This window comes from Pseudovibrio flavus (genome assembly GCF_009711345.1).
Classification (GTDB): domain Bacteria; phylum Pseudomonadota; class Alphaproteobacteria; order Rhizobiales; family Stappiaceae; genus Pseudovibrio; species Pseudovibrio flavus.
Genome location: NZ_SMMA01000053.1, coordinates 50,290 through 73,650, shown reverse-complemented (window position 1 = coordinate 73,650; position 23,361 = coordinate 50,290). Strand labels below are relative to the sequence as shown.

At 52.1% G+C, this 23,361-nt stretch carries 24 protein-coding genes; 14 read left to right on the top strand and 10 right to left on the bottom strand.

Annotation, left to right across the window (positions count from 1 at the left end):
* The first annotated feature begins 12 nt into the window (after window positions 1-12).
* Window positions 13-411: a PaaI family thioesterase gene (locus E1162_RS04015; RefSeq protein ID WP_257098647.1), complete on the top strand. Its 399-nt coding sequence runs from the start codon at window positions 13-15 to the stop codon at window positions 409-411.
* A gap of 9 nt (window positions 412-420) precedes the next feature.
* Window positions 421-819: an ACT domain-containing protein gene (locus E1162_RS04010; RefSeq protein WP_155127145.1), complete on the top strand. Its 399-nt coding sequence runs from the start codon at window positions 421-423 to the stop codon at window positions 817-819.
* Between the two features lie 37 nt (window positions 820-856).
* Here E1162_RS04010 and E1162_RS04005 read toward each other — a convergent pair whose 3' ends face one another.
* Complete coding sequence (locus E1162_RS04005) at window positions 857-2,929, bottom strand: putative bifunctional diguanylate cyclase/phosphodiesterase (protein WP_155127142.1); 2,073 nt, start codon at window positions 2,927-2,929, stop codon at window positions 857-859.
* A 381-nt stretch (window positions 2,930-3,310) separates the two neighbouring features.
* Here E1162_RS04005 and E1162_RS04000 point away from each other — a divergent pair, with 381 nt between their 5' ends.
* Window positions 3,311-3,925, top strand: a complete 615-nt coding sequence (locus tag E1162_RS04000) for an ATP-dependent Clp protease proteolytic subunit (RefSeq protein WP_155127139.1) — start codon at window positions 3,311-3,313, stop codon at window positions 3,923-3,925.
* Window positions 3,926-4,002: 77 nt separating this feature from the next.
* Here E1162_RS04000 and E1162_RS03995 read toward each other — a convergent pair whose 3' ends face one another.
* Window positions 4,003-4,707 (bottom strand): DUF599 domain-containing protein, encoded by a 705-nt coding sequence (locus E1162_RS03995; protein ID WP_371311807.1) that lies wholly within the window; start codon window positions 4,705-4,707, stop codon window positions 4,003-4,005.
* A 539-nt stretch (window positions 4,708-5,246) separates the two neighbouring features.
* Between E1162_RS03995 and E1162_RS03990 the strand changes: the two genes are divergently transcribed.
* The 3 genes from E1162_RS03990 (at window position 5,247) to E1162_RS03980 (ending at window position 7,301) form a co-directional block, all read left to right on the top strand.
* Entirely contained in the window at window positions 5,247-5,681 is a 435-nt protein-coding gene (locus E1162_RS03990; protein WP_155127136.1) for a DUF1489 family protein, read from the top strand.
* Between the two features lie 110 nt (window positions 5,682-5,791).
* The gene (locus tag E1162_RS03985; RefSeq protein WP_155127133.1) at window positions 5,792-6,529 is read left to right on the top strand and encodes a VWA domain-containing protein; all 738 of its coding nucleotides are present in this window, start codon (window positions 5,792-5,794) and stop codon (window positions 6,527-6,529) included.
* Between the two features lie 43 nt (window positions 6,530-6,572).
* The gene (locus tag E1162_RS03980) at window positions 6,573-7,301 is read left to right on the top strand and encodes a DnaJ domain-containing protein (RefSeq protein ID WP_155127129.1); all 729 of its coding nucleotides are present in this window, start codon (window positions 6,573-6,575) and stop codon (window positions 7,299-7,301) included.
* 17 nt (window positions 7,302-7,318) lie between these two features.
* Here the strand turns inward: E1162_RS03980 and E1162_RS03975 are convergent, their stop codons facing one another.
* Window positions 7,319-8,773 carry a serine hydrolase gene (locus E1162_RS03975; protein ID WP_155127126.1) on the bottom strand — a complete coding sequence of 485 codons (1,455 nt, stop codon included), beginning with the start codon at window positions 8,771-8,773 and terminating at the stop codon, window positions 7,319-7,321.
* A 407-nt stretch (window positions 8,774-9,180) separates the two neighbouring features.
* Between E1162_RS03975 and E1162_RS03970 the strand changes: the two genes are divergently transcribed.
* From E1162_RS03970 to E1162_RS03950, 5 genes are all read left to right on the top strand, one after another.
* Window positions 9,181-9,513: a phasin family protein gene (locus E1162_RS03970; RefSeq protein ID WP_155127123.1), complete on the top strand. Its 333-nt coding sequence runs from the start codon at window positions 9,181-9,183 to the stop codon at window positions 9,511-9,513.
* 593 nt (window positions 9,514-10,106) lie between these two features.
* Complete coding sequence (gene clpS, locus E1162_RS03965) at window positions 10,107-10,436, top strand: ATP-dependent Clp protease adapter ClpS (protein WP_257098651.1); 330 nt, start codon at window positions 10,107-10,109, stop codon at window positions 10,434-10,436.
* Between the two features lie 12 nt (window positions 10,437-10,448).
* A complete protein-coding gene (gene clpA / locus E1162_RS03960) occupies window positions 10,449-12,884 on the top strand; it encodes an ATP-dependent Clp protease ATP-binding subunit ClpA (RefSeq protein ID WP_371311806.1) in 2,436 nt (811 codons plus the stop codon).
* A 247-nt stretch (window positions 12,885-13,131) separates the two neighbouring features.
* Window positions 13,132-13,893 (top strand): AzlC family ABC transporter permease, encoded by a 762-nt coding sequence (locus E1162_RS03955; RefSeq protein WP_155127120.1) that lies wholly within the window; start codon window positions 13,132-13,134, stop codon window positions 13,891-13,893.
* 2 nt (window positions 13,894-13,895) lie between these two features.
* A complete protein-coding gene (locus E1162_RS03950; protein WP_155127117.1) occupies window positions 13,896-14,243 on the top strand; it encodes an AzlD domain-containing protein in 348 nt (115 codons plus the stop codon).
* A gap of 57 nt (window positions 14,244-14,300) precedes the next feature.
* Here the strand turns inward: E1162_RS03950 and E1162_RS03945 are convergent, their stop codons facing one another.
* The 4 genes from E1162_RS03945 to E1162_RS03930 form a co-directional block, all read right to left on the bottom strand.
* A complete protein-coding gene (locus E1162_RS03945; protein ID WP_371311805.1) occupies window positions 14,301-14,726 on the bottom strand; it encodes an HIT family protein in 426 nt (141 codons plus the stop codon).
* 238 nt (window positions 14,727-14,964) lie between these two features.
* On the bottom strand, window positions 14,965-16,218 hold the full coding sequence (locus E1162_RS03940; protein ID WP_155127113.1) for a GNAT family N-acetyltransferase: 1,254 nt from the start codon (window positions 16,216-16,218) through the stop codon (window positions 14,965-14,967).
* A gap of 84 nt (window positions 16,219-16,302) precedes the next feature.
* The gene (locus E1162_RS03935) at window positions 16,303-17,064 is read right to left on the bottom strand and encodes a glycerophosphodiester phosphodiesterase family protein (RefSeq protein ID WP_155127109.1); all 762 of its coding nucleotides are present in this window, start codon (window positions 17,062-17,064) and stop codon (window positions 16,303-16,305) included.
* Window positions 17,065-17,129: 65 nt separating this feature from the next.
* On the bottom strand, window positions 17,130-17,594 hold the full coding sequence (locus E1162_RS03930; RefSeq protein WP_155127106.1) for a RidA family protein: 465 nt from the start codon (window positions 17,592-17,594) through the stop codon (window positions 17,130-17,132).
* 244 nt (window positions 17,595-17,838) lie between these two features.
* Between E1162_RS03930 and E1162_RS03925 the strand changes: the two genes are divergently transcribed.
* Entirely contained in the window at window positions 17,839-18,720 is an 882-nt protein-coding gene (locus E1162_RS03925) for a cell envelope integrity EipB family protein (RefSeq protein ID WP_155127103.1), read from the top strand.
* On the opposite strand, the gene E1162_RS03920 is transcribed toward E1162_RS03925, so the two are convergent.
* From E1162_RS03920 to E1162_RS03910, 3 genes are read right to left on the bottom strand one after another with little or no spacing between them, the layout of a single operon-like run.
* Window positions 18,717-20,003, bottom strand: coding sequence for a DNA polymerase IV (locus E1162_RS03920; RefSeq protein ID WP_371311804.1), 1,287 nt, complete (start codon window positions 20,001-20,003; stop codon window positions 18,717-18,719). The genes E1162_RS03925 and E1162_RS03920 overlap by 4 nt on opposite strands.
* A gap of 53 nt (window positions 20,004-20,056) precedes the next feature.
* A complete protein-coding gene (locus E1162_RS03915; protein ID WP_257098646.1) occupies window positions 20,057-20,728 on the bottom strand; it encodes a hypothetical protein in 672 nt (223 codons plus the stop codon).
* Window positions 20,721-21,020, bottom strand: a complete 300-nt coding sequence (locus tag E1162_RS03910) for a DUF3572 domain-containing protein (RefSeq protein WP_155127097.1) — start codon at window positions 21,018-21,020, stop codon at window positions 20,721-20,723. Before E1162_RS03910 ends, E1162_RS03915 begins: the two co-directional genes overlap by 8 nt.
* A gap of 146 nt (window positions 21,021-21,166) precedes the next feature.
* Here E1162_RS03910 and E1162_RS03905 point away from each other — a divergent pair, with 146 nt between their 5' ends.
* Window positions 21,167-21,541, top strand: coding sequence for a response regulator (locus tag E1162_RS03905; protein ID WP_155127094.1), 375 nt, complete (start codon window positions 21,167-21,169; stop codon window positions 21,539-21,541).
* 25 nt (window positions 21,542-21,566) lie between these two features.
* Window positions 21,567-22,934, top strand: a complete 1,368-nt coding sequence (locus E1162_RS03900; RefSeq protein WP_155127092.1) for a PleD family two-component system response regulator — start codon at window positions 21,567-21,569, stop codon at window positions 22,932-22,934.
* The last annotated feature ends 427 nt before the right edge of the window (window positions 22,935-23,361 follow it).

The window sequence follows — 23,361 nt, the reverse complement described above, 5'->3', positions numbered from 1 at the left end:
GAGCGCGTGCGCATGAGTTTTGCAAGCCAGCCGTTGATGGCGCACTTGGGCTGTTTGCTTGGTGAGGTTAAGCCGGGTGAAGTAGAGATTATCCTGCCCCAAAGCCCCGGTGTTATGCAGCAGCACGGGTATTTTCACGGCGGCGTCATTTCCAGTATTGGCGATGTTTCAGCAGGCTGGTCTGCGCTTTCTTTGATGGAAGAAGGCTTCGGCGTTCTAACGGTAGAGTTCAAGATCAACTTCCTGAACCCGGGAGTGGGCGAAAAACTTGTTGCCAGAGGGCGGGTTCTAAAATCAGGCAGAACGCTTTTAACGGTGCAAAGTGATATTGTTGGCGTTCAAGATGGTATTGAGCGGCCTGTCGCGACGGGTTTGTTCACTATGATCGCCAAGGAAGGCCTTGAGCTTTAGGAGCGTTTGATGAGCGGCGAGCAAGACTTGCAGAAGATGCTAGCGGGTTTGCGCCCGAAATTGATGGATGGCACCTACGTTTTTGCTAGTTTTGCAATTGCCGACTACGAGCAGGTGATCGCCAAGAGGCCGCTAGCGACCTTTCGAGAGGAAGAGGGGCTTACGGCCTTGCTTTCTGTTGAAGATGCAAGTGCGCTCGGCGTTGCTGATTTGAGTGCTTGGAAAGGCATCACACTGCAAATCCATTCTTCACTCTCTGCAGTTGGTCTGACCCACGCGATCAGCGGCGTGCTGACCGAGCATGGCATTCCCGCCAATGTCATCGCCGCTTATTATCACGATCATGTTTTTGTGCCGGAAGATAAGGCCCAAGCGGCCATCGCTGCTCTTGTGACATTAATGAAGTAAGAGCTTTGATTGGCCGTCTATGCGGCCTCTCAGCGCCCTACAGGCTGCCAGCGCTTAGATCGCGGTAGAACCTGCGGTCAAACTGGTCTTCCCGCAGCATTCGCTCAATTTCGTGCGCTGGAACGGCAGGCGAATACAAGAAACCCTGATACTCATGACAGCGGATTGACTTGATCTGCGCGAGTTGCTCAGTGGTCTCGATCCCTTCAGCTACAAGCGTCAAATCGAGCAGGCGGCCCATTTGGGTGATCATCTGGACGATTGGCCACTTGGATTTATCGCTGATGAAGGTGCGGTCGATCTTCAGCGCATTGATAGGGTAACGTTGCAGGTAACCCAAGTTGGAATAGCCGGTTCCAAAATCATCGATTTCCAACTTAAACCCTGCCGCACGAAGACGCGTGAGTTGATCTACAATATCGTCCGTGTCCTTGAGGAGAAGGTTTTCGGTGATCTCCAAATCGATGAGGTGTGTTGGCACCCTATAGTGGTCGGCAATGTTCGTTAGCCAAGTAGAAAGATCGCCCCGCTTGAACTGGGAGGCCGACAGGTTGATGGATAGGTTGAGCAGCAAGCCTTCTGCGATCCATTTGGATTGCTGGCGAATTGCTGTTTCTGCCACCCACTCGCTGATTTGGTCTATGTGACCGCTTTCCTCAGCCACATCTATAAAGCCTCCAGCAGAAATGAGCCCGCGGGTAGGGTGCTTCCAGCGCAGCAGGCATTCAGCGCCAACGATCTGGTTTGATGTTGTGTTGAGGCGCGGCTGGTAGTGTTGTTCAAACTCACCGTACTCTATGGCGTTGCGCAAAGAGGTTTCAACCACCAAGCGCTCTTGTGCAGTCTCTTCCATTGAATTGTCAAAGAAGCAGAACTGATTGCGGCCAAGCTCCTTGGCTTTATACATCGCAAGGTCTGCTTTGCGCATAAGCGTTTCGAGTGTATCGCCGTGCTCTGGGTATTGCGTAATGCCAAGGGAAGGCGTGATCTGCAGAATATGGCCGCGCACATGATACGGGTGACTAAGGTGAGTGAGAATCTCGCGAGCGATCTCCTCCAGTATCTCCCTGTCAGTGAGCTTGGCAAAAAGCAGAACGAACTCATCACCGCCAAGGCGCGCTGTGAAACCTAGGCCAGATGTTACCTCTCCAAGGCGTTTTGCGACCTGAACCAGCAGGTCGTCACCCACTTGGTGGCCGAGCGTATCGTTGATGGTCTTGAAGCGGTCCAGATCGATGAAGACAAGGGCGCCGCCATTTTGGGTGACGCGAGCTTCGTCCAAGTGGCGCTCAGCTTCAATTTCCAAAAAGGTTCGGTTCGGAAGGCTGGTCAGCGTATCGTGATGAGCGATGTGGCGTACTTCATGTTCTGCCTCAAGCCGTTTTGTAACATCGATGGCGCTGAATAGAACTGTGCGCTTGGCTGTCAAAGGGTCATAGCCCCGGCGCGCTGTAAGGTCATACCACCTGCGCCCCTCGCGGGAGCGCATCAAGGCGACCATGTTTGTTTGGGCGTTGTGCTCCAACGCTTCTAGCAGGACATGAAAGTCCCTCGAATTACAGAAGCGGGTCGCAAGATGCTCAGCGTCCGCTGGTCTGGAGATGCGGCTTGCAGGGTTCTCGAAAAGAAGCTCGCCGGTATCATCGTAGAGCGCGATCATCGACGCCGTATGCAGCAAAGCTTGCGCAATACGCGGCTGGCTTTGTTCGGCAGGCTGATGCGCGATAATTTGAACCAGTATGCCCGGCGCGCCGTTTTCAAGCGGCTGTAAGGAAAGGGCGCAGTTAAGTGTCAGCGGTGTTGTCTGCTGAATAATAGTGATCTGCTCTGTAATGCGCTCACCTGCCAGCAGTCGTCCAACCCAAGTTTTTGCCCTATGCCTCAGGTTATCGCTATGAAGCGCTGGCGGAAACTCGATACCGTCTTCGGTCTGGCGCAGAAAGCCTCTTCCTACACCCAGATAGTCTTGGGCGGAGGCATTGAGCCATACGATGCGCATGGTTTCTGGGTTGACCACGTACAAAGGGATGTTGATGCGTTCCAGCACTTCTTTGTCTGCATCACTAATGTCGATGCGCGTGCTGTTTTGTATCGAAGCCTCTGAATACATGCACCAGCCGATCACTTGTAGGGAGTAGACTCTATAAACCTAAGGTTTATCTATTATTGTAATTATTATCCAAATGATAAGCGCTGAGATAGTTTTCTCAGTTGATAATTGCCGATGTGGTTAGGAAATCGTTATCGCGCACCTGTTAAATTCCTATCAGGAAGCGAACGATCAGGTTCGCTAGTTACGTCTGGCGGGTTCTGGTCGCGCTATTTAAGACGCCGCAATCCACATTTTGCGGTGATATTTGGCGATTTTCTTTTGAAGCGACAAGAACTAGCATCTTTGGGAATTGCGAGTGCCCGCATTAGACACTAACTATGAACTACTAGAGACCGGCGCACAGTGCTGCCGCTTAATGCAAGGGAGCGTCACATACCTATGACGGACTATTCCTCTCCAAAGCCAGGATATCTGGACGAAGAAGCAGGTGAAAAACAGCAGGCTGAGAAGTCTATTCCGGTAGATAAACATCTGTTTGATGCCCGCACGGTGCTGATCACGGGTCCGATTACGCAAGAGCTGGCACATGATGTTTGTGCACGTCTGCTCGCCTTGTCTCAGGTTTCCAGTGATCCGATTACCGTGATTGTATCTTCTCCGGGCGGTCACGTTGAATCCGGTGACATGATTCATGACACCATTCGTTTTATTCGCCCTGAAGTTCGCATTCTCGGCATGGGCTGGGTCGCAAGTGCTGGCGCGTTGATTTACGTGTCCGTGCCGCGTGAGCGCCGTTTCTGCACCAAGAACACCCGCTTCCTTCTGCATCAACCATCCGGTGGCGCAGGTGGTATGGCGACCGATATCGAAATTCAGGCAAAAGAAATCCTGAAGATGCGCGATCGTCTGAACCTGATCTTTGCTGATGCAACGGGTCAGAGCCTCGAGCGCATCGAGAAGGACACCGACCGTGACTACTGGATGAGCCCTGAAGAGGGTATCGAGTATGGTCTGGTTGGCCGCGTAGTGAATTCTCAGGCTGAAATGTCCTGAGCTTAAGCGCTATCGCTAAAAAGAAACCCGGCTCTGAGTGGCCGGGTTTTTTGTTGCCTAAATGCTGAAAACGGGCATCACGCTGGATCGTGCTCCACTGGCGGGTCCACCACTGCGCGCCGTGCTTTGGAAAAGTACTGGCGGCGGACGAGAACGCCTGTCACACAAATGGTTGTTGCAATCAATGCCCAAGGACCGGCGTACCAGCCAAGATAGCCCACAGCGAAGAATAGGCTCTGCTGACCGCGTGAGAAGTGCCGTCCTGCAAGCGTTGCAAGGCGGGCAGCCTTTTTGGAGGCAGCAAGGGCGTGAGGATTATCCTCGTGGGCATGATCGGGAATCGAGCCCATTACAATTGTTGTGTAGTTGAACAGGCGATATGCCCAGCCGAATTTGAAGAACGAATAGGCGACAATGGCGATCAAGCCAAATGCCTTCAGTTCCCAGTGCGAGGCATCTTGCGGGGAGGTGAAGGGCAGATCACTCATGACCTGAACCACCTTCTCTGTGGAGTTGAGAATCGCGAATGCACCACCAAGCGCAAGCAGGGATGCAGAAGCAAAGAATGCGGTTCCTTGCTGCAGGCCTGCCGAGATGTTGGTGTCTGGAATGCGGACTTCGCGGGCAAGCATGGCCTTCATCCAGCCATAGCGATACTCATCCATCAGATAAGACAGGGATTTTCTCTTCCATGGGCTGTAGGCCAGCAGCCAGCCGTACCCCAGCCAGCAGGTGATAAAGAACCCAAGCGCGACTATGTCGAAAAGGCTTAGAATTGGCACAGTAGAACCCTTAAGTACTCAAGCTAACTCATCGATGGTTAACGCATTGAACGCTGGCTTCAAGAGCTAAACTCGCAGTTTTCCTCGACCTTTTATCATTGAGGTTGTGAAAAAGTTTTTCTCTCTTAACCATACGGATTGTCTGGATTTATCGGCACCAATGCATTTTTGCGATAGCAGCTATGCACAAATGAGCTTGCTTCCACCAATAAATGGAGATAGTGACGGCGCCTCTGCGCAAGGCTGTGACAGTTTTGCAACGACATAAAGATTATTAACGAGGTTTTATGGACCAGGAAGTTCAGAAGTCCTGCTGGGGGTTCACCGTACGAGCCCTTTTTGCATTTGGTAGCGCGTTAGCGCTTTTTTATGTGTTTGCAGGAGCTGGCAGCTAAGGCACTTCTCAAAGGGCAAGCAGCCTCGAAGATACTGTTTTAAAAAGGGTACCACATCGGTGGTGCCCTTTTTTTATTTGCGCACCTAATCAGCCACTCATGGGATAACTCTTGATCTTGAGAGGTATGCTGCTATGAGGGGGCATGACTTTGCATCTGGTAAAACTATGCGTTGGTGTCGATAGTGTTGAGCAACTTCAATCCTATATCGAACAACGGCAGATATTGGCTCTTGCGCAGGGGGTAAGCGACGAGCAGATCCATACAACGCGTATGGTGCCAACGCGCACGGCTGAGCTGCTTGAGGGTGGCTCGCTTTATTGGGTCATTAAAGGTCACGTACAAGCGCGCCAGAAGATTGTCGATATCCGGCCTTTCAAGGATGATGATGGCACCAAGCGCTGCCACATCGTTATGGACCCGTTTCTCATTCCTACCCAGATGCAGCCACGCCGCGCTTTCCAAGGCTGGCGCTATCTTAAACCGAGCGATGCGCCTGCTGACATTACTATCAGCGCTGCCCGTTCCGATATTCCTGCTGCCATGCGTGCAGAGCTGCAAGAGCTTTGCCTTATCTGATCGGTTCAGCTCCCATCTGACTCTCCTTTGATCCGCCTCTCTTCGGAACCTGTAGAAACAGCAGGTTAGCAGTGCTACACTTTCCCTAGTGTGCGACATGCGGAAGATTCATGGCGAAAGAAGATAAGTCTGTTCCCTTTGCGACCAAAGGGGCGGAGGTTCCTACCTCCACCTCATCCTCGGCTGATATTGCTGCTTTCTTGAAAGCGGCCCAGCAAAGTGTTTCCAAACCCAATAGCGGCCACAAAGGGCGCCTCATCTTTGCTCTGGATGCCACTATGAGCCGGCAGCCTACGTGGGATATTGCCTGTCACCTACAGGCGGATATGTTCCATAGCGCGGCTCAAATTGGCGGCTTGGAGATTCAGCTTGTCTATTTCCGTGGGTTTGAAGAATGCAGAGCGTCCAAGTGGGCGGATAATCCGGCGCGGCTGTCGGGTATGATGAGCGGCTTGCGTTGTCAGGGTGGGCGAACACAGATCAGAAAAGTGCTTGCCCACTGTATGAATGAAACCCAGCGCCAAAAGGTACAGGCGGTCGTCTACATTGGTGACTGCATGGAAGAGGAAGTTGACCTTCTGTGCGAGCGTGCCGGAGAGCTAGGTATGCGCGGCGTGCCGCTATTCATGTTCCAGGAGGGGCATGATCCGCTTGCGGAGCAGGCCTTTAGGGAGATGGCGCGCCTCTCCAAGGGTGTTTACCATCGTTTTGACAATAGCTCTGCCAGTATCCTCAAAGAGCTTCTGTCGGCTGTTGCAGCGTTTTCTGCAGGTGGTCGAGCAGCGCTTGAGGATATGAGCGGTAAAGGGCATAAAGGAGCGAGAGTTCTTATCTCACACCTACGTTGAGGGGTTAGGTGATTGATCAAGAACGATATTCGCGGGAAGAAATATGGCTTATCTTGTTGCCGGCGGGTTGGTGCTGGCGTTTTTGCTTTATGCGGCTGGTGCCTTTAGCAAGGCGAATCCGGCAGTCGTTGCCAAGCGGCTGAAAGTACTATTTGGAATTTTATTGTTGCCTGTCTGCGCGTTTTTAGCTGTTACAGGCCGGTGGGTGGTTGCCATTCCGGTCGCAGCGTTTGCGCTATCCCTTCTTGGGATTGGAACCTTTGGCCGCGCAAACCCGTTTGGTGCACTTGGCGGAATGTTCGGCGGTGCAGGCCGAAGCAAAGGGCAGGCTTCCAGTGTGCGATCTGCCTACATCGAAATGGTTCTGGATCACGATAGCGGCACAATGGACGGGCGCGTTGTTAAAGGCGCGATGGAAGGGGCAGCCCTTTCGCAGCTCAGCAATAGCCAGCTGGAAGCACTCTGGCGCGAAGTGGCGCTAGAGGCTGATAGTCTGGCCTTACTCGAAGCTTATCTCGACAGCCGGTTCTCCAACTGGCGTGTAAACTTCAACGCGCACTCCACAGCGGGGCAGGGCGAGCCGTCTAGCTCTGGCTCCCTGACCGAGGAGGAGGCCTACCAAATTCTTGGTCTTACTCCGGGAGCTAGCGCCGACGAAATTCGGCTGGCGCACAGAAAACTCATCAAACGAGTTCATCCGGACAGCGGCGGTTCTGCTTTTTTGGCCTCTAAACTCAACGAGGCTAAGGACAGGCTTCTCAGAGGACATTGAAATCACCGATACGCAAGTTACTGATAAACGGCATAACAAGAATACTTTGCCTGCTTGAGAGACGCACAGGCATTCCATGCTGCAGTTTTGGTTTCAAATCCTGCAAACCGCGCTCTGTAAAGGGTTTGGTCTTTGGATTCAACAGCTTCCGTGTAAAGGGCATAGTCCTTCAACGCGGAACCAGTGGCAGCTTGTGCTCTCTTCAAAATCGCGAGAGCTTTTTCTTTTGAATCTGTTGCAGAAATCTGCACATGCCAACCGGAAGAATAGTCCGGCTGGTTGGTCTGTTCCTGCTTAACTTCAGCTTGAACAGGGGCACTGCTTTCCAAGGCAGCGGTAACAGTCGCGGTCAGGTCGTTGTTTTGTTTCTGAACGGACTGGGCTGGAAGGGTTACCGGCGCAATAGAAGCGTGGGCTGGTACAGCCGATGCATCTACGTTTGCATGGGTTCCTTCCAGAAGCTTTGCAATTGGATCGTTAGGCTTTGCTGATGGCGTGGTGCTCGAAGCGTAGGCGATCAGCGTAGGTGCTGGTGCTGCACCCGGTTTGCCTGTTGGCATTGCTGGTGCGACCTTCGGAAATTGAAGCTCGGCACGGGCCATTAGCATAGGCGCGGTGCGGCGACCACGGGTTGCCTTTGGCATGTATTGATTGATGAGCTTGACCATCTGCGCATCACGGCGGGCAGAGGTGCGGCCACCAAGAACTACAGCGACGACGTGACGGTTATCGCGCTTTACGTTGGTTACAAGGTTAAAGCCGGATGCGTTGATGTAACCGGTTTTGATGCCATCTACACCGCGAACCTTGCCCAGAAGGCGGTTATGGTTGCGAAGCGTGGCTTTGCCGTACTTGTAGCTACGAGTATTGAAAAACTTGTAATATCTTGGGAAACGATCCTGCAACGAGCGGGCCAGAAGAGCAAGGTCATAGGCTGTTGTAACCTGACCGCTATTCGGCAAACCATGCGGGTTGCGGAACGTTGTATTCTTCATGCCAATCCGGCGTGCAGTTGCTGTCATGCGGCGGGCAAATGCTGCCTCGGAGCCGGACACGTGTTCTGCAATGACGGTGGAAGCATCGTTCGCTGAACGGGTAATTAGCGCATAGATCGCATCTTTTACGCGCAATGTGCCGCCCGGCTTAACCCAGATCTTTGTCGGGGGACGGCTCGCCGCGTACTTAGAAACTTTCATGCGCGTGTTAAGCGATGTGCGGCCCGCTTCCATTTCCTCAAACAGGACGTAAAGCGTCATGATCTTGGTGGTGGAGGCCGGATAGCGGCGTGCATGGGCGTTATTTGCGTAAAGAACCTTGCCGGTCTTTGCGTCCATAACGATGCCTGCATATTTCGGATTCGCATTGGCCGAAATCAGGCCATTTCCGCCCAGAGTAACAACAAGAAGTGCTGCTGCCAGTGTTCCTGTGATTTTCCCTAGAAACTTCAATGGTCTAGAAGTACGCAGACCCATAACTCACTCGCCCCGTCATCGGCTTGATTTGGCTTTTCTCGCACTTTCGTGCGCTGGTTTTACACTGTCATACGGCAGGGAGAGGACTGTTCTCCGAACTCGCCTGTAATGTCATGGGAAGACCCGTTGCAGCTTCTTTACCCAGAATGATGCAAACGCGGTTACGAATGTGTAAATACGCAGATCCATTTTCTATTATTTTTGCGATTTATATCAGAACTTCCCATTAGTCACCAGTTTCTCGAAGTTTGGGTGAATGCCTGACCCTTATATTTTGCGGTGCAATATAATCTTGACAATCATTGTGCGGTGCATATAAATAAGGATAACCACGCAGTCAACCAAAGCGGGCGGTACTGCGTCTCTATTTTATCGGATGCCCACTTTCACAAAGATGAGGGAATATCATGGTTACCGGATTTGAGAGCATGCAGAAGCTTGGCAAAGAAAACATGGACGTAGCACTGGAAAGCTTCGGTGCAATGTCCAAAGGCATGCAGGCAATCACTGCTGAAATGGCGGACTACTCCAAGAAGTCTGTAGAGGAGAGCGGTGCGGCTTTTGAAAAGTTTGCAGCAGCAAAATCTCTCGACAAGCTTTTTGAAGCGCAGACCAACTTCGCAAAGTCTTCCTATGAGAGCTTTGTTGGCGAGTTCACTAAGATCGGTGAGATGTATGCCGACATGGCACGCGATGCTTATAAGCCTTACGAAGGCTCCATTAAAAAAGCTGGCAAATAAGGAATAGGCGGCGACTCCCAAGCTGCTCCTTACATTTAGCTTCATACAAAACCCGGTCCTTTTGGCCGGGTTTTTGCTGTTGTGGACTGTTTTGGCCCCTATGTGATGATTATGTAGGTATCTCAACCCAGTGGTGCCGCTGGGGGTGAGGCTAATCACATGGTATTGATTAGGGGTTTCATGGACCTTTGGTCGATTTGCTTTTTGGTGTTTGCGTGCACAATGATCAGTAACTAGAATGGGATGCAAAGAGGGTTAACGCAGGTACTTCCATAACTTGCGGTTATTTCTACTAGACCAGAGAGTTGACAGGCGACGTGGTGTTGAAGCAGCAGCCAATCCTTAAGGCAGACAGAAAAAACGGTTTGGTTCCGGTAACTTCGGTTGGCGCTTCAGGGGCGGCCGAGACGCCTTTCATGCATCACGATGTCTATAAAATGGTGCCGGGTAAGACTTTGGAAAATCAGCAAAATCCAACAGAATTCCAAACATCCTTTAAAATGAGAGAAAAATTTCTCCCCTTGAATTCAGGGGGTATACGTTTAAATACTGGAAAGGCCGATCCTCTATACATGGAGGGGCAAGCAACACAAATGAGTAATGGTATCGGATCGGATGATAGTGATGATGGCGATACGGCTACCATTACGCGGACCAAGCCAAAGGTAAAACGGCCTAATCTGTACCGTGTTCTGCTTTTGAATGATGATTATACGCCTATGGAGTTCGTCATCCATGTCGTAGAGCGTTTTTTCCATAAAGGGAGGGAAGACGCGACAAGGGTTATGCTCCATGTCCATCATCACGGCGTCGGTGAATGCGGCGTTTACACCTATGAAGTGGCCGAAACAAAGGTCACACAAGTTATGGATTTCGCCCGAAAACACCAACATCCATTGCAATGTGTTATGGAGAAAAAGTAAGAGGGGGCGCCTGTGCCGTCATTTTCTCGCAGTCTAGAAAAAGCTCTCCATCAAGCTCTGGCTTTTGCCAATGAGCGCAGTCAAGAATATGCCACGCTAGAACATCTGCTGCTGGCATTGATTGATGACCAGGATGCAGCCGCAGTCATGCGTGCCTGCAACGTGGATCTGGATCAGCTGCGCAAAAATATTGTCGAATACATTGATACTGAACTCGAAAACCTGGTTATGGACGGTGACGACGATAGTAAGCCGACCGCCGGTTTCCAGCGTGTGATCCAGCGCGCCGTTATTCATGTTCAATCTTCTGGCAGGGAAGAAGTAACCGGTGCCAACGTGCTTGTGGCGATTTTCGCCGAGCGCGAAAGCCATGCTGCATACTTCCTGCAAGAACAGGATATGACCCGCTATGACGCGGTAAACTACATCTCCCATGGCATTGCCAAACGTCCAGGTGCTTCCGAAGCCAAGCCGGTTCGCGGCGTGGATGAGGATGAAGATCGCACCATGGATGGCAGCGCAGCACCAGGTTCCACGCAAGGGGATACCAAGCGTAAGACCGATGCGCTTGAAGCCTACTGCATCAACCTGAATGAAAAGGCATTTTCCGGCAAGATCGACCCGCTGATTGGTCGTGAGAAGGAAATTTCCCGTACGATCCAGATTCTTTGCCGCCGCTCCAAGAATAACCCTCTTTATGTAGGTGATCCGGGCGTTGGTAAAACAGCTATTGCCGAAGGTCTTGCTCGCCGTATCGTGGTTGGCGATGTGCCTGAGGTTCTCAAAAACGCGACGATCTTCTCTCTGGATATGGGCGCGCTGCTTGCCGGTACCCGTTATCGCGGTGACTTTGAAGAGCGTCTGAAGCAGGTGGTCAAGGAAATCGAGGACTATCCGGGCGCGGTTATGTTCATCGATGAGATCCATACCGTTATTGGCGCTGGTGCGACCTCCGGCGGGGCAATGGATGCTTCGAACCTGCTCAAGCCTGCTTTGGCGTCTGGTACGATCCGTTGTATCGGCTCCACGACCTATAAAGAGTATCGCCAGTTCTTTGAAAAGGACCGTGCTCTGGTGCGTCGCTTCCAGAAAGTGGATGTGAACGAGCCGACTATTCCAGATGCCATTGAAATCCTGAAGGGCTTGAAGCCGTACTTCGAGGACTTCCATAAGATCAAATACACCAATGATGCCATTAAGACGGCTGTTGAGTTGTCTGTCCGGTATCTGTCTGACCGCAAGCTGCCTGATAAAGCAATCGATGTGATCGACGAATCTGGTGCTTCGCAGATGCTGGTGCCTGAAAACAGGCGCCGTAAGACGATTGGTGTGAAGGAAATTGAAGCAACCATCGCCACGATGGCACGTATTCCGCCAAAGTCTGTTTCCAAGGATGATGCGGAAGTGCTTGCTAACCTGACAGCCAGCCTGAAACGGGTTGTCTACGGGCAGGATATGGCGATTGAAGCGCTATCCTCCTCCATCAAGCTGGCTCGCGCTGGTTTGCGTGAACCGGACAAGCCAATCGGTTCCTACCTGTTCTCCGGTCCAACCGGTGTTGGTAAGACCGAGGTTGCCCGTCAGCTTGCTTCTACGCTTGGTGTTGAACTGGTTCGCTTTGACATGTCCGAGTACATGGAGCGTCACACTGTATCGCGTTTGATCGGTGCACCTCCCGGTTACGTCGGCTTTGATCAGGGCGGCTTGCTCACCGATGCTGTAGATCAGCATCCGCACTGTGTGCTGTTGCTGGACGAGATCGAGAAGGCTCATCCTGACCTCTACAACATCCTGTTGCAGGTTATGGATCACGGCAAGCTCACCGATCACAACGGCAAGCAGGTGGACTTCCGCAATGTCATCTTGATCATGACCACCAATGCTGGTGCTGCTGATCTTGCCAAGGCTCCAATCGGCTTCTCGCAGATCACCCGTGAGGGCGATGATATGGAAGCGATCAACAAGATGTTTACTCCGGAATTCCGGAACCGTCTTGATGCGATCATTCCATTCGGAAACCTCGATACCGAAGTTATCTTCAAGGTGGTCGAGAAGTTCGTTATGCAGCTTGAAGCTCAGCTTGCAGAGCGCAATGTGACCTTTGATCTGACACCTGAAGCCGTCAACTGGCTGGCTGAAAAGGGCTATGACAGGCGCATGGGTGCCCGTCCTCTGGGCCGCGTTATTCAGGAGCATATCAAGAAGCCTCTGGCCGATGATATCCTGTTTGGCAAGCTCAAGCGGGGCGGCACAGTTAAGGTGAGCGTCTCCGAAGACCTTCAAGGGTTGCTTTTGGAAACTGTTGAAGATCGCCCGATCCAGCAGGCTTTGCCTCAGCCTAAGAAGAAAGCCAAGGCGAAGAAGAAGGACGAAGGAACAAAGGGCGCGGTTGAGAAGTCCTCACCAAAGCGCGGTAGTTTGGTTCCAAAGGTTCCAGCTTCCGAGTAACTAAAGCCTTTAGAAAAACAAGAGAGTCGGAGCGTTCATTCGCTTCGGCTTTTTTTGTGCAGGTGCATGTGGATCGCTCAAGAATTGCTCTGCGGAAAAAACACAACTACGTTAAAACCCTGAAGACGGATTGCCGCAGTGTTGTTAGGCAGCTGAGAGGTTTACCAAAAGCGATTCATTCGTGGAACACGGGGAGTGCTGCAAGTGTTTACAAGCAGGGGTGCTTGCAGACATAGCAGAAGGGGAAATGCAGAACCAAAGCAACACTGATGAAATAGAAGCGCCGGAAGGGCAGCGGCTTTCCAACCGATACTGGTATGGACAAGGCTTCAAAAATGCCTTCTCGCTCCCCACTGTTATTCTATCAATGGCCTTTATCGGTTTTGCCAGTCTGGCTCGTGAAGCAGGGCTGACATTGGACCAAGTGGTGCTGATGAGCGCGTTTTTATGGGCGCTGCCAAGCATCGTAGTTCTCACCGGTGCGATGGTATCGGACCTTGCACTGCTTCCGACCTTTATCGCCGTTACGCTTTCTTCTGTGCGCCTTATGCCGATGACGATGGCGCTCATTCCAATCTTGCGAGAGGGCAAGAAGACAGCGAACTGGCGGCTACTGTTGGTTTCACATTTCGTTGCTGTAACGGCTTGGGTTTTTGCTATGCGCAAGTTGCCGGAGCTGCCTCGTTATGCGCGGCTTCCGTTTTTGACCGGCTTTTCGATTACCGTCTGCACCTTGGTCATTTGTGTGAGCGTAGCGGCCTTTATCTCGTTTCCCAAGCTTCCCGCATTCATTGGCGCAGCTCTTGTCTTCCTGACGCCGATCTACTTCATGCTTTCCATGTGGGGCGCATCCCGATTGGCTTCTGACAAACTTGCGCTAGGGCTAGGTCTGATCCTTGGTCCAATCTTCCACCTTTATGATCCAGAGCTTGGGCTGCTACTGACCGGATTGGTTGGCGGGACGTTGGCCTTTATCTTCTATCAGATAAGAAGCAGGGGGCGTTTGTAGTCATGCTTGCAACGACACAAAACTGGTGGTGGCCCTATGTGATGATCGCGGTCGCCGGATGGATTGCCACCGATATGTGGCGCTGGATTGGTGTCTTCGCCTCCGGCAAGATGTCCGAGACCAGCCAGATCTTCATATGGGTGAGGGCGGTTGCGACCGCACTGATCGCCGGAATTATCGCACGGTTGATCCTGTTTCCCAGTGGCGAACTTGCCGAGACACCGATGTGGCTGCGTATTCTGGCGGCTGCTTGGGGCGCCTTTAGCTATAAAGTCGCGCGGGAGCATTTGATGGTTGGCATCGTCAGCGCAGAGGTCGTGCTTATTTCAGGCTGGTTTATCTTGCTCTGAATTCTCTCGCTATTGAGAGTAGAGAGTGCCTGCGCAGACCGCGCAGGCATTTTTTCGTTAAAGCACAGCGCGGATTTTTTCCGCTGCAGCTTTCAAGAGTTCGCCATCTGCCATTTCGCCGGTATGCGGACGCAGCGGCACATCATTAAAGCGCGGGATGACGTGAACGTGGGTGTGGAACACCACCTGACCGCCAGCTGGTTCGGAGAACTGCTGGATTGTTGTACCGTCAGCGTTAAACGCCTTTACAACAGCCTGAGCCATTTTCTTGGCGGTTGCCATTACAGCGAACAGGTCTTCTTCTGCGATGTCCAGAATGTTGCGTGAAGGGGCCTTTGGCAAAACCAGAACATGGCCGTCACCACGCGGCATGATATCCATGATGACGAATGTCTTGTCGTCTTCATAAACCTTCTCACAAGGCAGTTCGCCGCGCAGAATCTTGGCGAATACGTTGTCGTTTTCATATGCTGGTGTGCTCACCGGCTGCTCCTTTGGTTTGCAAATAGTGCCTCGACGAGACGAGGAGAATCAGAATAACAAAAAGGATATAGCGCTGATTGTGTCGATGAGGAGACACAGTTGTTCCTCACTCAACATTTTTGTGTGCCCACAGTGCGCTGAAATGCATAGCGCGGCAACTTAAGAAACTGATTCAAGTTTGGCTTGATCCGTGAGTCATTAGAATCACATACGTGGAAATACTAAAGTGAATTCTAGCTTAGGTTTTCTTGAAAGGGGCGTGCGCTTTCAGCAGCTCATGGTCCAGTTCCACCGCATCCCGCTCTCTTAGCAAATAGTCTTCAACCGCTGCACTTAATCCACCATGGGCTATCCAGTGGGCTGAATAGGTTGGGGTGGGCACATATCCACGGGCCAGTTTGTGGGCACCCTGCGCGCCTGCTTCAACGCGGGGCAGCTTTCGCTGAATTGCGAAATCGATTGCCTGATAATAGCAAAGCTCGAAGTGCAAAAAGGGGTGGTGTTCAATGCAGCCCCAGTTTCTGCCATAGAGAGCATGGGAGCCGATCATGTTCAATGCACCAGCGATGTATCGGCCATCTCTCTTGGCAAATACGAGCAGAATATCGTCTGCCATGCTCTCGCCAATAGAAGAGAAAAACTGCCTGTTTAGGTAAGGACTGCCCCATTTGCGAGAGCTGGTGTCGATATAGAAGCTATAAAAGGCATCCCAATGATGCTCTTTAAGTTCGCTGCCTGTTACCCATTCAATCTCGATGCCTGCCTCAAGTGCTTTTGCGCGTTCTTTCTTTATCGCCTTACGCTTGCGGGAGGAGAGGCTGTCAAGGAATGCATCAAAGTCTGCGTATTCCGCATTGTGCCAGTGGAACTGTTGGTCCACCCGTTGCAGATAGCCAACCTGTGCCAGCGTCTCCCATTGCTCTCTTGGAAGGAATGTCAGGTGCACGGAGGAGCATTCGATCTGTTTACAGAGCTGGATCAGCCCTTCACCCAGTATGCGCTCAGCAACATCGCGGTCGATGGCTGGGGACGACAGGATGCGAGGGCCAGGGACGGGAGAGAAAGGCACCGAGCATTGAAGCTTGGGGTAATATGAGCCACCAGCGCGGTGGAGTGCATCTGCCCAAGCATGGTCGAAGACGTATTCCCCTTGAGAGTGCAGTTTGATGTAAGCGGGCGCTACCGCTAAAAGCTCTTCTCCGCTTTGGAGGGCGAGGTGGGTTGGTAGCCAACCGGCGCGCTCACCAACGCAGCCCGAGCTTTCGAGTGCTAGAAGGAAGCTGTGTGATATGAAGGGGTTATAGTATCTACCTTCAGAAAGTGATTCAGCCGTTTCCTGAGGGGTAGAAGCTGCGCTACTGGTTAAAGTGCTACTTGAAGAACTGCCGCTAAGAGAGGCGGGTAGCCAGTTGCTTGCAAGGGAATCCCAAGCCTGCGCGGATATCTCGTCAATGGAGCGTAATACTCTTAATGTGATATCGCGCTCATGCATTGCTCGTTCATTCCCTTTGTGACGAGGCGGCGTGAGCTGGCCGCCTCTTGCCATTTAGCATCTACGAAGGTGAAGGGCGATGGATCAGATGTTATCCGGATCAAAGCCCTCGAAAACCATTTGGTTCGCGTAGGTAGCTGCCTTCTGGCGTTGTTCTGCCGTGCGAACTGTCCATGTCATAACGGGCAGGGTGCGCCACTTGTGCATCATCGGCAATAGCGGAACAGGCAGGTCATTTACGAAGTATGAAATGAAATGCGGCTCAGTGCCAACCATATGCAGCATTCGCGAAATGAGGCGTAGCTCGATCCAGTTAAAGTGCTCAGCTTCCGATGGACCGGGATGCGTCATGGATACCGCGCCACGTACGATCTCTGGATAGCGGGCACGCATATACTTCAGCATACGCGGGTCAAAGGACTTGATTGCGGCTGATCCTTTGTACTGGCTAAGAGCCTTGCCGATATGGTCCAGAAAGCCGTTTTGGCCTTCTTCTTTGTAAAGTGACTTTAGCTCGATGGTCAGAGGCACTTTACCGTCCACCAGTTCAAGCAGCTCTTCCAGTCGCCAGATCGGGTCATTGGTGCCGCGCATTTTACAGCCGCGCAGTTCAGACAACGAAAGCTGGGAGACTGTGCCTTCGTTTTCTGTCAGACGCTCTAAGGTGTCGTCATGAAAAACCAGCGCTTCGTCGTCGAGCGTTTGTTGGAGGTCAACCTCGATGCCGAAGTTTTTGTCGACGGCAGCTTGAACCGCACTGGGCGTGTTCTCGATGATGCCGTCTTCTTTGGAGTGATAGCCTCGGTGTGCGATCGGACGGGCAAAGAGCCAAGAAAGATCGTTCATTATCGGGGAAACCTCAAACTAAATCGTGAGCTACCGGAGCAAGGCTTGCTGCTCCGGCAGGGCTACTATTCGATCTCGAAGATCGCTTCGATTTCGACTGCAGCGTTGAAAGGAAGTGCGCCAGCAGAAACAGCGGAGCGGGCATGGCGGCCCGCATCACCCATAACTTCTACGAGGAAGTCAGAGGCGCCGTTGATGACCTGCGGCTGGTTTTCGAAATCGCCATCGGAATTCACAAAACCGACAATCTTGATCAGGCGTACAACTTTAGAAAGATCGCCTGTTGCAGCTTTTGCCTGCGCAAGCAGGTTGATTGCGCAAAGGCGCGCAGCCTGCGCGCCATCTTCAACTGAAAGATCGCGGCCAACTTTGCCGGTCATGGCAAGAGCGCCGTCTTTCATTGGAAGCTGGCCGGAAACGAAAAGCTGATTGCCGGTTTTAACGAATGGCAGGTAATTGGCGGCAGGGGCGGCGGCCTGTGGCAGAACCACGCCCAATTCTTCGAGGTTTTTTTCGATCGTGTTTGTCATCCTAAGACCTTTGTTGGTTGGGACCTACGGATTTTCCTCAATATTGTAGTGGCGGGAGAATTGCAGAAGAATCATAGGAATAGCAAGAGCATAAGCCGCGACAGTCCACGGCTAGGCGCTTTTGGCTTACCTAACGGAAATTAGATGGTTGGCAAACTGTGCCGTTTTTGTGCACTCTTTTAACTCGGGTTTAAGGATAAGCGATCTGGGGCCGGTCACTTTCGCCAATGAAGCTGGAGGCGCCATGCCCATACTCAAGAACCTACAGTCCTCAAGTGCTTTTCGTGTTGGTGCGTTTGCAGTGCCGTTTCTCGGTGCGGTAGCGCTTGGCCCATCGCAATATGCAGATGCTGCAGTATTGGATGCCCATAGAGCTGTCTACGACATCAAGCTTTTGGAAGCAGCAGATGGGTCCAATATTAGCGATATCAAAGGCCGGATGGTTTACGAGCTTACGGGTAACGCCTGCGAAGGGCATAACGTGGCTGTGCGGTTTATTTTGCTTATTCAGGGTGTGTCCGGCGAAAAACAAGTGACGGACTTGCAAAGCACTTCTTTTGAAGGCGCCAAGGGTAAGAGTTTCCGTTTCACGACAAAAACCTTTGTGAATGACTTTCTGGCAGAGCAAGTTGAAGGTTCAGCCCAGCTTGGTTCGCAGGCTGTTGATGTTGAGCTTGTAGAGCCAGCCCAGAAGTCGGTAAGCCTTAGCGGCGATATTCTCTTTCCAACCCAGCATCTCTCCAGCCTGATTGATGCTGCTATGAGCGGCGAGCGCTTTATTGCAGCTCGCGTTTATGATGGTAGTGAAACCGGTGAAAAGGTTTTCGATACCGCATCGACCATTGGTCTGCAGCGCGGACTTGGTGGGGCCGTAGAAGGGGACGATAAAAGCGCGGTAGGAAAAATCGGCGAAGACACGTTCTGGCCGGTAACGATTGCCTACTTCGACCCAACAAAAGACGGTCCGCAAGGCGAGCTGTTACCTGACTACCAGCTAAACTTCCTACTGCACGAGAATGGCGTATCCCGCAGTCTGGTCCTCGACTATGGCACTTTTAAAATGAATGGCCATCTCGTTCGATTTGAGGATTTAACTACGGATGAGTGCAGCGCGAGCCAAGGCTAACGCTTTGGTTTTGGGGATGAGAGGCCGCGCCCCAGTGACACCATCTCTGATCCGAATTTCCCGCGTAGAGCATCCATAGCCCTTTCGGCCTTGGCGCGTTTACCTGCATCGATATCGACAAGGTCATCAGGGTCCGCCAGTTCAGCGCTGCAAAGGCTACTGATGCCAACGCCGATCAAACGGAAGCGCTGTTTGCCATCAACCTCGGCCTTAAGTAGGCGGTCGCTGATGCGGAAGATGCGATCAGCAAGCTGCGTCGGGTCTTCAGCTTGTTTGCTGCGGGTGACGGATTTGAAGTTCTCGTTTTTCAGCTTCAGCGTAACAGTTCGGCCTGCAAAGCCTGCCTCTTTAGAGCGATGGGAAACCTTCTCGCACAGGTGCCACAGGATAGAACGCAGCTCTTCATAGCTGCTGATATCGTGGTTGAACGTGGTTTCGTTGCTTATGCTTTTGGTTTCGCTGTCAGCGGAGACGGTTCGGTCGTCTTCGCCCTTGCAAAGCTTGGCGATGCGAAGGCCCATGACCCCATACCGCTTGGCAAGGTCTGTCGGGTCTTTTGTTTGCAGCTGGCCAACGGTTCGGATGCCATCCTGCTTGAGCTTTGTTTGTAGTACCTTGCCGACACCCCAAATGATGCTGGTTGGCTTGTCCTGCAAAAACTCAAGTGCTTCGCCCGCGCCGATCACGGAAAATCCGCGTGGCTTATCAAGATCAGATGCGACTTTTGCCAGAAATTTGTTAGCGGCGAGGCCGATAGAGACGGAGATACCAATCTCCTTTTGTACCTTCTTTGCAAAGCGCACGAGAGTTATGGCAGGCGGTGCACCGTGCAGCTTTTCCGTACCGCTTAGATCGAGAAACGCTTCATCGATAGAAAGCGGCTCCACCAACGGTGTGAGCGCCTGCATTTGGGCGCGGATTTGTCTGCCTACGGAAACGTAATGGTCCATGCGCGGTTTAATAACCACCGCATCTGGGCAGGCTTCCAGCGCTTTGAACATTGGCATGGCGGATCGCACGCCATACATGCGGGCGATATAGCAGCAGGTGGCAACAACGCCGCGCTGGCCACCGCCAACGATAACCGGTTTGTCTTCAAGCTCTGGGTTATCGCGCTTTTCGACAGAGGCATAAAAGGCATCACAGTCAATGTGCGCCAGATGCAGCTGAAATAGCTCTGGGTGAGAGAGTAGCCGCGGGCTCCCGCAGGAAGTGCAGCGCGTGCGCGTTGTCGGCACGAGTGTTGCGCAATCTCTGCATATGGCCTGCTGCGGTTGGTTCACCCGTTTTACTCCTTGAAGGGTATTTGCTGTTTCATTGGCGCTTTAGCTGATGGCTATTCATCCAGCAAGGACAATATGAAGTCGCCTGTTTCTAGCCAGCAATTGCTTTTGAGCGCGGCGGCTTCAACGAGGGGAGCAGCCTCATGAAAGCGCTTGTCGGCGATGAACTGCACCAGCTTAACATGAGGGGCCGCTTTGCTTGCCGAGATCAGGTTGGAATGGCTGTCATCGACAAAGACTACCGGATCTTTGCCTCTACCTGCTGATAGCGCGGCAACTGCGCCGCCCTTTGGTCCCTCGTTCACAATCATCGGGTAAGGCATGCCGAAGTGCTCAAGGCGCGCTTTACGAACGGGGGCGTTGTGGGGGCCGGGCAGGTTGGTGAGGATCACGATCTGGAAGTGATCGGAAAGGCGCTCCAATTGCTGAGGGGCATGCTCAACGGCCGCCTGCTGGTGCGACTGCTCGTCGAAGAAGGTGTTTAGAAGACGCCACGCTTCCTCTTGTTTGAGCGGTGCACCGGTGTCTGTCCGGTGCAGGTTTCCTCTCAAACTATAACTATGGTCTTTAAAAGCGATTCCCTTTTGCGCTGCGTAGCGCTCCAAATGGGGAATGAACTGGAATAAAACCTCGTCCACATCCACGATCAGCAGCGGTCTTTGCTGGTTCTCAACAGAAGAAATTTGGGCTTGAACGTGGGCTGATGGCAGATGGATATTATTCAAAAATCTCTCCTTGGTCATCCAGAGCAAAGCGGGCGGCTGCAATCATGGTTGGCCGGACGCCTGCGGTCTCGGTGAAGGCAAGCAATAATTGTTCGTCACTCATATAAAATGATAGCAATCCTGCCAGAAATTCCGGTTGCTGGGCAGCGCTACGGATATCTTGTGGCCCTATGCCGGCAAGCGACAAAAAGCGGCCGAGCTGCTCCGGTTCTCCCGCTAGGTAGCTCAGTGCTTTGATGGCAATTTCTTCAGCGGCTTCTTTTGTCAGTGTGGCCGGATTCTTCGCAATCATGGGGTGTTTGCCTTTCTGAAACGAATCTTGATTAATTCTTTCTTTGCAAACTAGTGTTTGGTTAGCGTGATGGCTACAGTTTCGGGAAATCTTCCCCACATGGCCAGAGAAAATGCCACTGTGATTACGTTGGGACGTGTTGGGTAATGCAAAAGACAGTGCTCATCGTTGAGGACAACGAACTCAACATGAAGCTCTTTAATGATCTGTTAGAGGCGCATGGCTATGCTACCCTAAAGTCACGTAACGGCATGGAGGCGCTGGAACTTGCGCGTTCCAATAAGCCTGACCTTATTCTCATGGATATTCAGCTTCCTGAGGTCTCCGGTCTAGAAGTGACTAAGTGGATCAAAGAGGACGACACCCTGAAGAGCATCCCTGTGATCGCGGTTACCGCGTTTGCTATGAAAGGGGATGAGGAGAGAATCCGGCAGGGCGGCTGTGAGGCCTATATTTCCAAGCCAATCTCCGTGGGCAAGTTCCTGGATACGGTCGGCTCCTTCCTTGGAGGGCCTGCCTGACGACTGTGCACATATGGGAGAAGGCATGACGGGTCGCATCTTGGTCGTGGACGATGTTGAGGCAATCGCCGCGTCTCTCGCAGCACAGCTTTCAGCGGAATATTTTGAAGTCGATACCGCTGCAGATGGGGCAAGTGCCCTGACTTTGATCGAACAGAACCCTTACGACGCCATTCTCCTAGATGTGATGATGCCTGATATGGATGGCTTTGAGGTGTGTCAACGCGTCAAAGTTGATCCAAACCTCACGCATATTCCGGTCATTCTCATTACGGCCCTTAGGGCACAGGCTGATCGTATTCGTGGTCTGCAGGCAGGGGCCGACGACTTCATTTCCAAACCAGTAGTCAATGTGGAGCTCATCACGCGGGTTCGTAATTTGGCTCGCCTAAAGCGCGGCGTTGATGAACTGCGTATGAGAATGCGGACCTCCAAAGATCTTTCTATGATGGATCAGGAGGAGGGGGCTCGTGGCCCATCCTTTGAAAATGCGCAGGTATTGCTTGTCGATGACAATGAAGAGCATGCGCAGCAGATCAAGGAAATGCTATCTGGTGAATGTGTCGTTACACTTGAAACGGATGCCCAGCAGGCGGTTAACAGCGCGACGCTGACACCTCCAGAAGTCATTTTGATTAGCGGAGGCTTGGAGGCCTATGATCCCTTGCGCCTCTGCTCTCAGATACGCTCCATGGAGTATACGCGGTCATTGCCGATCGTGCTGCTCTCGCCGGAAAACGAGCGTAAGCGCCTTCTGAAGGCTTTGGATCTTGGCGTAAACGACTTTGTTGAGGAGCCGGTTGATCCATCCGAGCTTAAGCTGCGTGTTAGGGCTCAGGTGAAGCAGAAACGCACCAGTGATCGCCTTTTGGCTACCATGCAGCAGACTATGGAGCTAGCCGTTACAGACGCGCTCACAGGGCTTTATAATCGCCGTTACTTTGAGCATCATCTAAAAGCGCTTATGGCAGAGGCGGAGCGGGACGATACCAAACTTGCTCTCGCAATCGTCGACATAGATCACTTTAAACGCGTGAATGACACTTACGGTCATGATGTGGGCGATGAGGTACTCGTAGAGTTCTCAAAGCGTCTGAGGATGAATGTTCGTGGTGTCGACCTTGTTTGTCGGCTGGGCGGTGAGGAATTTGTCATCGTCATGCCACAAACAAGCGAGCGGGCAGTGATGTCTCTGGCCGAGCGTATTCGTGAAGAGATTGCCTTTGAGCCCTTCAAAACCGCTGGTGCTGCGCTGGAGATTACAGCCTCGTTCGGGGTGGCCATGTATGCTGGTGGTGAGGAGACGCCTGCCAGCTTGGTGAAGAATGCGGACGAGGCGCTCTATCAAGCCAAAGATACCGGAAGAAACAGAGTTATAATTCACAGGCTCTAGGATGATTTCGGGGAGAAACCTGTAAATATTCCTCAGGGTTTTCGCCGTTCTTGACCGGATATCCCAATTCCTAGGGCATTAACTGTGAATAGCTATACAATCCCGTCTAATTTCAGGAGCGCATTTACCTTAAAGCTTTACTAAAGTCGTAAATGTTGCAATGTTGATGTACGCTATCTGCGATTAAATATACTCTGATGGAGAGTACTATTTCGTCGAATCGTATATCCTACTACTGAAGGCTATACGAATTTGTATTGAACACCCTACGGAGCGCTCAGGTCCGCCGCATCTCCTGGGTCCGTGGGGTTGGTCGGCGAGCAAACGGGTTCAGAGTGGCCTCCTCGTGTCATCCGGTTCTCGCCGACCACCGGACTTTCCCAAATTCTCATTCAATTGTTGATCTTACTGCTGGCTACTGGATTTT

Excerpts from the sequence above, each read along its gene's own strand:
- E1162_RS04015 (WP_257098647.1), top strand. The coding sequence starts at position 13 with ATGAGTTTTGCAAGCCAGCCGTTGATGGCGCACTTGGGCTGTTTGCTT.
- E1162_RS04010 (WP_155127145.1), top strand. The coding sequence starts at position 421 with ATGAGCGGCGAGCAAGACTTGCAGAAGATGCTAGCGGGTTTGCGCCCG.
- E1162_RS04005 (WP_155127142.1), bottom strand. The coding sequence starts at position 2,929 with ATGTATTCAGAGGCTTCGATACAAAACAGCACGCGCATCGACATTAGT.
- E1162_RS04000 (WP_155127139.1), top strand. The coding sequence starts at position 3,311 with ATGACGGACTATTCCTCTCCAAAGCCAGGATATCTGGACGAAGAAGCA.
- E1162_RS03990 (WP_155127136.1), top strand. The coding sequence starts at position 5,247 with ATGACTTTGCATCTGGTAAAACTATGCGTTGGTGTCGATAGTGTTGAG.
- E1162_RS03985 (WP_155127133.1), top strand. The coding sequence starts at position 5,792 with ATGGCGAAAGAAGATAAGTCTGTTCCCTTTGCGACCAAAGGGGCGGAG.
- E1162_RS03980 (WP_155127129.1), top strand. The coding sequence starts at position 6,573 with ATGGCTTATCTTGTTGCCGGCGGGTTGGTGCTGGCGTTTTTGCTTTAT.
- E1162_RS03975 (WP_155127126.1), bottom strand. The coding sequence starts at position 8,773 with ATGGGTCTGCGTACTTCTAGACCATTGAAGTTTCTAGGGAAAATCACA.
- E1162_RS03970 (WP_155127123.1), top strand. The coding sequence starts at position 9,181 with ATGGTTACCGGATTTGAGAGCATGCAGAAGCTTGGCAAAGAAAACATG.
- clpS (WP_257098651.1), top strand. The coding sequence starts at position 10,107 with ATGAGTAATGGTATCGGATCGGATGATAGTGATGATGGCGATACGGCT.
- E1162_RS03955 (WP_155127120.1), top strand. The coding sequence starts at position 13,132 with ATGCAGAACCAAAGCAACACTGATGAAATAGAAGCGCCGGAAGGGCAG.
- E1162_RS03950 (WP_155127117.1), top strand. The coding sequence starts at position 13,896 with ATGCTTGCAACGACACAAAACTGGTGGTGGCCCTATGTGATGATCGCG.
- E1162_RS03940 (WP_155127113.1), bottom strand. The coding sequence starts at position 16,218 with ATGCATGAGCGCGATATCACATTAAGAGTATTACGCTCCATTGACGAG.
- E1162_RS03935 (WP_155127109.1), bottom strand. The coding sequence starts at position 17,064 with ATGAACGATCTTTCTTGGCTCTTTGCCCGTCCGATCGCACACCGAGGC.
- E1162_RS03930 (WP_155127106.1), bottom strand. The coding sequence starts at position 17,594 with ATGACAAACACGATCGAAAAAAACCTCGAAGAATTGGGCGTGGTTCTG.
- E1162_RS03925 (WP_155127103.1), top strand. The coding sequence starts at position 17,839 with ATGCCCATACTCAAGAACCTACAGTCCTCAAGTGCTTTTCGTGTTGGT.
- E1162_RS03910 (WP_155127097.1), bottom strand. The coding sequence starts at position 21,020 with ATGATTGCGAAGAATCCGGCCACACTGACAAAAGAAGCCGCTGAAGAA.
- E1162_RS03905 (WP_155127094.1), top strand. The coding sequence starts at position 21,167 with ATGCAAAAGACAGTGCTCATCGTTGAGGACAACGAACTCAACATGAAG.
- E1162_RS03900 (WP_155127092.1), top strand. The coding sequence starts at position 21,567 with ATGACGGGTCGCATCTTGGTCGTGGACGATGTTGAGGCAATCGCCGCG.